This is a genomic window from Vibrio sp. V38_P2S17PM301 (assembly GCF_009904845.1).
Lineage (GTDB): Bacteria > Pseudomonadota > Gammaproteobacteria > Enterobacterales > Vibrionaceae > Vibrio > Vibrio proteolyticus.
This window is the reverse complement of the sequence record NZ_WXWO01000053.1, coordinates 69,916-80,471: the sequence shown is the minus strand read 5'-3', so window position 1 is coordinate 80,471 and position 10,556 is coordinate 69,916. Positions and strand designations below refer to the sequence as shown.

Sequence of the window (10,556 nt, the reverse complement as noted above, 5' to 3'; positions counted from 1 at the left end):
TCATTGAAACCTAAGTTGATGTCGAAACATCAATTTGGATTATCATCAACGAGTGCCCACACAGATTGATAGGTTTATATTGTTAAAGAGCTTTTGTTTTAACTTCAGGCTTAGCCTGACTCAAAACGGACGGCCATTTTAGCGATTTAAGTTTTAGTGTCAACCACTTTTTTCAAAACTTTTTCAAGCGTTTCCGCTTGGCTAACTGGCCTGCCAACCCGACTGCGTTTCTTTCGAAGCGTTCCCGTGTCAGCGAGGGGGCATTATAGAGATCGGGATTTTATTGGCAACCCCTTTTTTTGAATTTTTTCCATATTTTCCGTCGTTCGGTTAGTAATTCATCGAGATGCTCTAAAATGCACCTTTATCTCTACAGATTCTTAAACGCAACCGCAAAAAGATCGACTTTTTTCCAGTTGGTATATTCGACTTCTTTACTGGTATCGGTCTCTCCACCAGTTAACGTCATGATCAGGCGAATCATCATGCGGTCAAACCAACGGTAACGCGGGTAATACAGCGCCCCAGCAAACACACCTATTAAGGAAGGGTGCCATGGGGACTTTTTCAGAAAGGTTTGGATATACGCACTGCCTTCCGGTGTGTCCTTACCCAGTTCTTCTTTACGCGCAGTCAAGTTGACGCAGATAAACGCGGCTTTGTGCTGAGTCAGTTGCGCCTGATGCGCATCAATAAACTGATACAGTTTACTGTGCAGTTTGCCATAACGGATCGAGGCGCCAATCAATACCCGCTCGTACTGGGATAAATCCAACTGGCCAACATCGAGTAAATTCACCATTTCAATGTCATGATGAGGCAATTGCGCAGCGATATGATGGAGGATTTTTTTGGTCTGCCCTTCGCGGGTTGAATACAGAAACAGAGCTTTCGCCACAATATCTCCTTAACTGCGCCAGAATGTTGGGGTTAGCAGTATTAATAAAGTAAAGATTTCCAGTCGGCCAAACAGCATCGAAACAATCAATACCCACTTGGCTTTGTCATTCACGTAACCAAAATGCAGCGCGACCTCCCCTAATCCGGGCCCCAGGTTGTTCAAGGTCGCAGCGACGGCTGAAAACGCACTCAGTTCATCCATGCCAGTCGCAATCAATCCGAGCATGCACACTACAAACACCAGCGCATAAGCAGAGAAAAATCCCCAGACGGCGTCCACCACCCGCTGCGGCAGCGCGCTGCCACCCACTTTAATGGTATAAACCGCCCGAGGGTGCACCAACCGCTTAAGTTCACGCGCACCCTGTAGCGTCAATAATAACACCCGGATCACTTTCATCCCGCCACCGGTTGACCCCGCACAGCCGCCAATAAAAGAAGAGAACAACAGCAGTACCGGTAAAAACAGCGGCCAGTCCGCGAACCCGGTGGTGGTGAAGCCTGCGGTGGTCGAAATGGAGACCGTTTGGAATAACGCCTGATCAAACGCGTCATAAAATGAGTTATAGGAGTGGTGGCTGAGCAGCATTAGAAAACAGATGGTAAACAGTATCACCTGAATCAGAATAAACGCACGGAACTCAGGATCGCGCCAATAATACTTAGGATGAACGCCCCCCGACGCAAACGCCGCATAATGTAAAGTGAAGTTACACGCAGACACCAGCAAGAAAAACACCGTAATCATATTGATGGCGTAGCTGTCGAAGTAACCGATGCTCGCATCGTGGGTGGAAAATCCCCCAATCGCGATGGTCGAGAAACTGTGGCCGATGGCATCAAACGGTGTCATACCCGCCAACCAGAATGCCGTGGCGCATGCAATTGTCAGGCTGAGATAGATGTACCACAGCGCCTTAGCGGTTTCGGCAATACGGGGAGTCATCTTCTTGTCTTTCACCGGGCCCGGGATTTCCGCCCGATATAACTGCATACCACCGATCCCCAGTACCGGCAGAATGGCGACCGCCAACACGATAATCCCCATGCCGCCAAACCATTGCAGGAACTGGCGATAAAACAGGATCGCTTTGGGCAATTCATCCAATCCGACAATCACGGTGGCACCAGTTGTGGTTAACGCCGAAAACGACTCAAAAAACGCGTCCGTGACCGAGACATTCGGATTGTCTGAGATCAGAAACGGCAATGCTCCGGCACTGCCGATAACCGTCCAGAATAACACCACAATCAAAAAACCATCGCGGGCTTTCAGTTCGTGCTTGTGACGCCGGTTTGGGAACCAACAAACTGCCCCGCAAAATAGCAGAACAAAAAATGTGGTTACAAATGACACGCCAGCTCCGTCGCGATAAATCAGTGCCACCAGTGCTGGCATCAGCATGGAAACACTAAACAAGGCGAGCAGCAGCCCGACGATTCGGATAATAGATCGAAATTGCATTGCTTTCTGATGCGTGAAGCGATTGGCTTCTGACTTCCTTTTAAGTCCCGGTTAACGGGAACACCACGGCTTTAGCGCCACTTTTATTGATAATACTCTGAGTTAATCCGTCTGCCTGCCGTCGCTCGACCTCGACGATTAACTCGACCATGTCGCTGTAGCTGGCGTCCACTTCCCTGGCACCAAACTGAACCAACAACGACTGAGCTATCGGCATGAAAGCATAGTCTAACTGGAGTCTCAAATGAGTGGTGATTTTTTTCTCGATAGTTTGAAGCCGCTTAAGTGCTTGCTGCACTCCGCCCCCATACGCCTTAACTAACCCGCCCGTACCAAGCTTGATGCCACCAGAATAGCGCGTCACCACCGCGGTCAGCTCTCCCACCCCGGATCCCGATAACTGCGCCAGAATCGGTTTACCCGCCGTACCGGACGGTTCGCCATCGTCACTGAATCCCCACAACATGGAGTCTTCAGGCCGGCCAGCCACAAACCCCCAGCAGTTATGCCTGGCATCAGAATGTTTGGCTTTGATCTGCTCTACGAACCCTTTTGCCGCTTCCACGCAGGGGGTATGGGCCAAATACGTAATAAAAAGGCTCTTTTTGATTTCTTCTTCAAACACCGCTGGCGCGGCAGGGATCAGATACGGCAGATCGTTCATTGTTTCACTGGGGTTGATGCATTCACGCCCAGTGTATCACGAGGCCCTATGAAAGGGAGGGAGGATCTGCTCAATCGCACAATGTTAAACACTTGTTTAAAAAATGTATTGAAATTCAACAATCACAGGTCCACACTAATCATCACTGGTCTAACCAGAACAAAAAGTATAACGACTTACCTCTACACACAATCGCAGATTGTAGGTCATGGAGATAGACAATGATTTACCAAGCCAACACCCTACAGGTAAAGGAATTACAAGACGGTATTGCCGAGCTCAGCTTTTGCTCTCCCAATTCAGTCAACAAGCTGGATCTGGCAACACTGGAATCACTCGATAAAGCGCTCGACGCACTGAACGCCCATCCCGGCCTAAAAGGCCTGTTGCTGACGTCTGACAAAGACAGCTTTATCGTTGGGGCTGATATCACCGAGTTTCTGGGTTTGTTCGCCAAGCCAGAGCAAGAACTGGATCAATGGCTGCAGTTTGCCAACAGCATCTTTAATAAACTGGAAGATCTGCCGGTTCCTACCGTGTCGGTGGTCAAAGGTCATACTCTGGGCGGCGGTTGTGAGTGTGTACTCGCTACTGACATGCGCATTGGTGATAAAACCACCAGCATCGGCCTGCCGGAAACCAAACTGGGCATCATGCCGGGTTTTGGTGGCTGTGTACGCCTGCCACGCGTGATCGGCGCTGACAGCGCAATGGAAATCATCACCCAGGGTAAAGCCTGCCGCGCTGACGAAGCACTCAAGGTGGGTCTGCTGGATGCGGTGGTTGACAGCGAGACCTTGCGCGAATCCGCACTGACGACCCTCCAACAAGCGATCAATGAACAACTGGACTGGCAACGCCGCCGCCGTGAAAAAACCTCCGCGCTGACGCTGAGCAAATTGGAAGCCACGATGAGTTTCACCATGGCGAAAGGTCTGGTGGCACAAAAAGCCGGCCCGCACTACCCGGCGCCAATGGCCGCGGTCATGACCATCGAAGCGGGCGCTCGCAGCGACCGTGATGCCGCGCTGGCGATTGAACGTCAATACTTCATCAAGCTGGCCAAGTCCGAAGAAGCCAAGTCTCTGGTGGGGTTGTTCCTCAACGATCAGTACATCAAGAGTCTGGCCAAAAAAGCGGGTAAAGCCGCCGATAAAGACACCCAACGGGCCGCCGTCCTTGGCGCCGGGATCATGGGAGGCGGCATCGCCTACCAATCGGCGCTGAAGGGGGTGCCGGTTTTGATGAAGGACATCGCTCAGCCGTCATTGGATCTCGGTATGACCGAAGCCGCGAAGCTGCTGAACAAGCAGTTGGAGCGCGGTCGTATCGATGGCTTCAAGATGTCCGGTATTCTGGCTTCGATCACTCCGAGCCTGCACTATGCCGGTATTGAACAAGCCGATATCGTGGTGGAAGCCGTGGTCGAAAACCCGAAAGTAAAAGCCGCGGTTCTGAGCGAAGTAGAGCAAAACGTTGGTGAAGACACCGTGCTGACCTCCAACACTTCCACCATTCCGATTGACCTGCTGGCAAAATCGCTGCAACGTCCGGAAAACTTCTGTGGTATGCACTTCTTCAACCCGGTTCATCGCATGCCGCTGGTGGAGATTATCCGCGGTGAGAAAACCTCACAAGATACCATCAATCGAGTGGTGGCATACGCGGCTAAGATGGGCAAATCCCCAATCGTGGTCAACGACTGCCCGGGCTTTTTCGTCAACCGGGTGCTGTTTCCATATTTCGGTGGTTTCAGCATGCTGTTGCGTGATGGCGCAGATTTCACCCGGATTGATAAAGTCATGGAACGCCAGTTCGGTTGGCCTATGGGTCCGGCGTATCTGCTGGATGTGGTCGGCATCGACACAGCACACCACGCGCAAGCCGTTATGGCACAAGGTTTCCCTGAGCGTATGGCCAAGCAAGGCCGCGATGCCATTGATGCTTTGTATGAAGCCAACCGTTACGGTCAAAAGAATGGCCACGGTTTCTACAGCTACTCCACGGATCGCAAAGGCAAACCGAAGAAAACTTTCACCGATGAGATCGTTCCACTGCTAGCCGACGTGTGTGCTGCACCGGCGGAGTTCGATGATCAAACGCTGATCGAACGTATGATGATCCCGATGATCAACGAAGTGGTGTTGTGCCTGCAGGAAAACATCATTGCCTCTGCGCAAGAAGCGGATATGGCACTGGTCTACGGTTTGGGCTTCCCTCCATTCCGCGGCGGGGTGTGTCGTTACCTCGACAGCCTGGGGATCAGCAACTACATCGAGATGGCGAAGCAATACGCCTCGCTGGGTGCGATGTATCAGGTGCCTCAGCTACTGCTGGATATGGCCGCCAACAACCAGAGCTTTTACGGCACGCAACAAGCCGGTTCTATCTAGGAGGGATACCAAATGAAAAACGTAGTAGTTGTTGATTGTCTGCGCACACCTATGGGTCGCTCCAAAGGCGGCGCGTTCCGTCACACACGCGCCGAAGATTTGTCGGCGCACCTGATGAAAGGCCTGCTGGAACGTAACCCTCAGGTGAATCCAGGTGACATCGAAGATATCTACTGGGGCTGTGTACAACAGACTCTCGAGCAAGGCTTCAACGTTGCTCGAAATGCCGCGCTGCTGGCAGGCCTGCCGATCGAAATCGGTGCGGTCACCGTCAACCGGTTGTGTGGTTCGTCCATGCAGGCTCTGCATGACGGTACGCGCGCGATTATGGTCGGTGATGCGGACATCTGTCTGATTGGTGGTGTGGAACATATGGGTCACGTACCAATGACACACGGCGTCGATTTCCACCCGAAAATGTCCAAGAACGTCGCCAAAGCCGCCGGCATGATGGGCCTGACAGCAGAAATGCTGGGCAAGTTGCATGGCATCAGCCGTGAGCAGCAGGACGAATTTGCCGCCCGCTCTCACGCCCGAGCACACGCCGCGACACTGGAAGGCCGGTTCAAAAACGAAATCCTGCCCACGGAAGGACACGGCCCGGACGGCACACTGTTCACCCTCGACTTTGACGAGGTGATCCGCCCGGAAACCACGGTCGAAGGTCTGTCTCAGCTGCGTCCGGTGTTTGACCCGGCACACGGCACCGTCACTGCCGGTTCGTCTTCTGCTCTGTCTGACGGCGCGGCCGCGATGCTGATCATGAGTGAAGACAAAGCCAACGAGCTCGGTCTGACCATCCGTGCTAAAGTGCGGGCCATGGCTATTGCCGGCTGCGATCCGTCCATCATGGGTTACGGCCCTGTCCCCGCGACGCAAAAAGCGCTGAAACGCGCCGGACTGAGCATTGACGACATGGACGTGATTGAGCTTAACGAAGCGTTCGCCGCGCAGTCACTGCCGTGTGCCAAAGATCTTGGCCTGCTGGATGTGGTCGACGAGAAAGTGAACCTCAACGGCGGCGCGATCGCACTCGGTCACCCACTGGGGTGCTCCGGCGCGCGCATTTCCACCACGCTGATCAACTTGATGGAAGCCAAAGGCGCAAAATACGGCCTGGCCACCATGTGTATCGGTCTGGGTCAGGGGATCGCGACGGTGTTTGAACGCCCATAACTCCAGATGACCACCAAAACGCCGGCTCCCCACCGGCGTTTTTTATTGTCCGGATGCTAATGGGCCTGTAGCCAATCCTGATAGAGCTGTTGGCTGGAGCCAAGATAATCCACCATCCACTCGATCATTTTATGATTCTCATCTTTACGCCATACCAGACAACAATGGCTGAGCGGTCGCTCTTCGGCGAGGATTTTTTCCACCAGCAAGCCCTCCGCGATCAACGGCTGGGCAATATGGCGCGGCATGTAACCGACCCCGACCCCGTTTCTCAGGCACTCAATCGCACTGTACCAGTTCGGCAGCAGCAAACGTCGCTGCCCGGGATAATGCACGGTATGCCGCTTGGGCAACACGTTCGATGTGTCATCGAGGCAAATGGCCGGAAACTGACTGACAAACGCTTCACTCAAGGTCTGCTCACGCACACACGGGTGGCTCGGCGACATCACAAACGCCCAATCGAGTACCCCCATGTCTTTCACCTCAAAATCGCCGCCGACCGGCACCGCGGCTGTGGCCCCAATCACGATGTCCGCCCGCCCCTGTGAAATCGACTCCCAGGAGCCGTTGAACACTTCCATATTGATCTGCAGTTCGGCGTGCTGAAACGTGGCATAAAAGTCCTCCACCAACGGTTTCATTTTGTCCAGTTTCACCACGTTATCCAGTGTCACGCGCAGCGTTTTCTGCCAACCGTGCGCAGCGCGGCGGGTCTGCGCTTTGATCTCTTCCATCTGTCTCAGCATGAGACGCGCCTCCGCCAGAAACAGTTCTCCGGCCGGGGTCAGCTCCACTTTGCGCGGCAGACGACGAAACAAGATCACGCCGAGCTCTTTTTCCAACTGACGCACACTGTAGCTGATGGCCGACGGCACCCGATGCAACACATCAGCCGCGGCGGTGAAACTCTCTAAGCGGGCAACGGTATCGACCATCTCCAGCGACGATTTGGAAAACAGACTCATGATCCACCTTTCAAATTTTTTGATTGATAACTGCAAATATTAACGTTTCATTTTCTTAAAAGCGAAAAATACAATAACTAAGTGAATAAAAATGGTGGATTACGCACCAGAGTAACTGATGAATAATTTTGAATGGAAACGTTATGAAAGTATCCAAATTACAACTTTTCTATCTTGCCGCGCTGTCGATGCTGGCGTTTGTTGCCACCGATATGTACCTGCCGGCGTTCAAAGCAATGGAAACCGATTTTGCCACCGGGCCGGAACAGATAGCGCTGTCGTTGACGGTGTTTCTGGTCGGTATGGCCAGCGGTCAACTGCTCTGGGGACTGGCTTCGGACAAGTTTGGCCACCGCAACACACGGCTTCACTCGGACTGGCTTTCTGTGATCAGGTGTGGCAACTGCTGACGTTGCGTTTCGTGCAGGCCATCGGCGTGTGCGCTCCAGCGGTAATCTGGCAGGCTATGGTGATAAAACGCTACGATGCGTCCACCCGCCAGCAGTTGTTTGCCACCATTATGCCGTTGGTGGCTCTGTCTCCGGCACTGGCTCCGCAACTGGGCGTTGTCCTAACCAACCAGTTCAACTGGCAAAGCATCTTTGTCTGCCTGACGTTGGTTGGTGTGGTCCTGGCGGCAGCAACTCTGGCGCAGTCAAAAGAGGCGGTGGCCGTCAAACAAACCTCGATGGGGGCCGACATCAAGGCCCTGCTGCATTCCAAATCTTACCTGGGCAATGTGATGATGTACGCCACCGCTTCAGCGGCGTTTTTTGCGTATCTGACCGGCATGCCGGAAATCATGGCAAAACTGGGCTATGACGCGAAAGACATCGGCCTGAGTTTCATCCCACAAACCATCGCTTTTATTGCGGGTGGTTATCTGGGGAAAGTCGCCGTAAAAAAATTTGGTGACGAGAAAATTCTTAAACAGCTGTTGGGCCTGTTCAGTGTAGCTAGCTTGCTGGTGTTCATTGCTTCGCAGTGGCAACTGAGCTCGATCTGGCCGATTCTAGCCCCTTTCTGTTTGCTGGCTGTCGCCAATGGCGCGATGTACCCAATTGTGGTCAACCGTGCCCTGTCGAGTGCCAAGCAAAGCCCGGCCACGGCCGCTGGCTTGCAGAACAGCCTGCAAATTTGTGTCAGCAGCCTGGCAAGCGCTCTGGTCGCCGCAATGGCCAGCCAGGCGCAAATGGTCACCGGCATCGCTATCCTGATTTGCATGGGCGGGTTGTGGCTGGGGTACGTGATTTCCAATCGTGCCCTGAGACAACACTTCACCACACCGGACAACGCCCGGGTGGTCAGCGAAGAGTAATCACACCATCAGAGCCGCAGACTGCGGCTCTTTTTTCACTCAGCCTACAGGCTGGTCAGGCCCCACTTTTGCGCCGTCTGTGTGAAAAAACCCTGGGTTTTCTTCAATTCTATCCAATGGTTGATGTAGTTGATCCACACCTGGTCATCCTGAGGGAGCAACATCGCGATCGGAGTCGGACGACGCGGGGCTTTTACGGGTACGATCGCCAGTTGGCTGAACTTTTCCACTAAGGTGGCAGCTTCAACATTCGACGTGACCGATACGTCCGCGCGTTTGGCCAGCAATTCCTGAAAATCGCGCGCCGGCGCTTCAATCACAATATGCTGCGCTGACGGGAAAAACTCTTTGACCATTTTTTCCTGTACGGTACCAAGCGTCGCGGCCACTTTGACATTGGGCTGATCAAAGTCAGACCAATCCGAAAACCTGACCAGATCTTTTTTCTGCACCACAGGCACAAATGCCAGATAAAAATACGGCTGACTGTAACCGGCCACTTTAGCTCGGGACATGTTCAAAGAGGCGCTGCCGGTAATGTCGTATTTGTTGGCGGTGATGCCATTGACCAGCGTTTTCCAGTCGGTGGCAACATACTCCACTTTGACCCCGAGATCGTTGGCCAGCGCCGTGGTCACATCGATATCAAAGCCGCGATAGCCATTGCTGGCCGGATCTTTCATCGTCATTGGATTCCAGTCTCCGGTGGTACCGACCCGCAGCACGCCGCTGTCGAGGATCTGCTGCAGCCGGCTGGTCTCCGCCCACGCCTGACCGATGGCCAGAACACACATTCCCAATGCCAGTATGAACTTGTTCATTTTCGCTATCCTTAAAGTTGTTACGTTCGAGGCAAAATCACTGATAACATAGCAGCAACAAACGGATATTTTTAGCCAATACAAGGTGTAGTGTGACGGGTCGATATTTATTACTGCTCTCGCTCCTGCTACTGACAGGATGCTCAGATTATCAATGGGGATGGTATGCGCTCGATCCGTCTACCGAACAAGGGCGCACCAACTTGAGCTTTTTGCTGGCGGGCTTTAACGACACCATTCAGGTGTCGCTGCTGAGCATGCTGCTGGCGATGAAACTCGGTCTGCTGGTGGCACTGCTGGCGTTGTCAGAGTCGCGCCTCCTACAATGGCTGAACCGCTTGTATGTCGAGGTCATCCTCTCCATTCCAGTGCTGGTGCTGTTGTTGTGGGTCTATTACGGCATGCCTACGCTGCTGGACATCTCACTGAATCATTTCTGGGCTGGCGTGATTGCCCTGACTGTCGCCGAAAGCGCATTTATGGCCGAGGTATTTCGAGGCGGGATTCAGGCAATTGCGCGTGGCCAGCACGAAGCAGCGGAATCGCTGGGACTCAGCTACGGGCAGAAAATGCGCGTGATCATTCTGCCACAGGCATTTCGTCACATCCTGCCGCCACTGGGCAATCAGTTTGTCTATATTCTGAAGATGTCATCGCTGGTCAGTGTGATCGGTTTGAGTGATCTGACCCGCCGGGCCAATGAGCTGGTGGTGAATGAGTACTTACCGCTGGAGATCTATACTTTTCTGGTTCTGGAGTACTTGCTGCTTATCCTACTGGTATCACAAAGCGTTCGCTGGCTGGAAAAACGCATTGCCATTCCGGGCCACTAGCCCAGATAGCACAACGCC

8 protein-coding genes and 1 pseudogene are annotated in these 10,556 nt (G+C 53.1%); 4 read left to right on the top strand and 5 right to left on the bottom strand.

What is annotated here, in order from left to right:
- Positions 1-370 precede the first annotated feature (370 nt).
- From hemG to CAG64_RS12430, 3 genes are read right to left on the bottom strand one after another with little or no spacing between them, the layout of a single operon-like run.
- Positions 371-898 carry a menaquinone-dependent protoporphyrinogen IX dehydrogenase gene (gene hemG / locus CAG64_RS12440; protein ID WP_161457914.1) on the bottom strand — a complete coding sequence of 176 codons (528 nt, stop codon included), beginning with the start codon at positions 896-898 and terminating at the stop codon, positions 371-373.
- Between the two features lie 9 nt (positions 899-907).
- On the bottom strand, positions 908-2,365 hold the full coding sequence (locus tag CAG64_RS12435; protein ID WP_161457915.1) for a TrkH family potassium uptake protein: 1,458 nt from the start codon (positions 2,363-2,365) through the stop codon (positions 908-910).
- Positions 2,366-2,405: 40 nt separating this feature from the next.
- A complete protein-coding gene (locus CAG64_RS12430) occupies positions 2,406-3,029 on the bottom strand; it encodes a YigZ family protein (RefSeq protein WP_161457916.1) in 624 nt (207 codons plus the stop codon).
- 221 nt (positions 3,030-3,250) lie between these two features.
- Between CAG64_RS12430 and fadB the strand changes: the two genes are divergently transcribed.
- Positions 3,251-5,422 carry a fatty acid oxidation complex subunit alpha FadB gene (fadB, locus tag CAG64_RS12425; RefSeq protein ID WP_161457917.1) on the top strand — a complete coding sequence of 724 codons (2,172 nt, stop codon included), beginning with the start codon at positions 3,251-3,253 and terminating at the stop codon, positions 5,420-5,422.
- 12 nt (positions 5,423-5,434) lie between these two features.
- Complete coding sequence (fadA, locus tag CAG64_RS12420) at positions 5,435-6,598, top strand: acetyl-CoA C-acyltransferase FadA (RefSeq protein WP_021707053.1); 1,164 nt, start codon at positions 5,435-5,437, stop codon at positions 6,596-6,598.
- Positions 6,599-6,654: 56 nt separating this feature from the next.
- Here fadA and punR read toward each other — a convergent pair whose 3' ends face one another.
- A complete protein-coding gene (gene punR / locus CAG64_RS12415) occupies positions 6,655-7,560 on the bottom strand; it encodes a DNA-binding transcriptional activator PunR (RefSeq protein WP_040903156.1) in 906 nt (301 codons plus the stop codon).
- Positions 7,561-7,709: 149 nt separating this feature from the next.
- Here punR and punC point away from each other — a divergent pair.
- Positions 7,710-8,884, top strand: a pseudogene (punC, locus tag CAG64_RS12410) (purine nucleoside transporter PunC).
- A 44-nt stretch (positions 8,885-8,928) separates the two neighbouring features.
- On the opposite strand, the gene CAG64_RS12405 reads toward punC, so the two are convergent.
- Complete coding sequence (locus tag CAG64_RS12405) at positions 8,929-9,705, bottom strand: transporter substrate-binding domain-containing protein (RefSeq protein ID WP_161457918.1); 777 nt, start codon at positions 9,703-9,705, stop codon at positions 8,929-8,931.
- Between the two features lie 92 nt (positions 9,706-9,797).
- Between CAG64_RS12405 and CAG64_RS12400 the strand changes: the two genes are divergently transcribed.
- Positions 9,798-10,538 (top strand): ABC transporter permease subunit, encoded by a 741-nt coding sequence (locus tag CAG64_RS12400; protein ID WP_161457919.1) that lies wholly within the window; start codon positions 9,798-9,800, stop codon positions 10,536-10,538.
- The last annotated feature ends 18 nt before the right edge of the window (positions 10,539-10,556 follow it).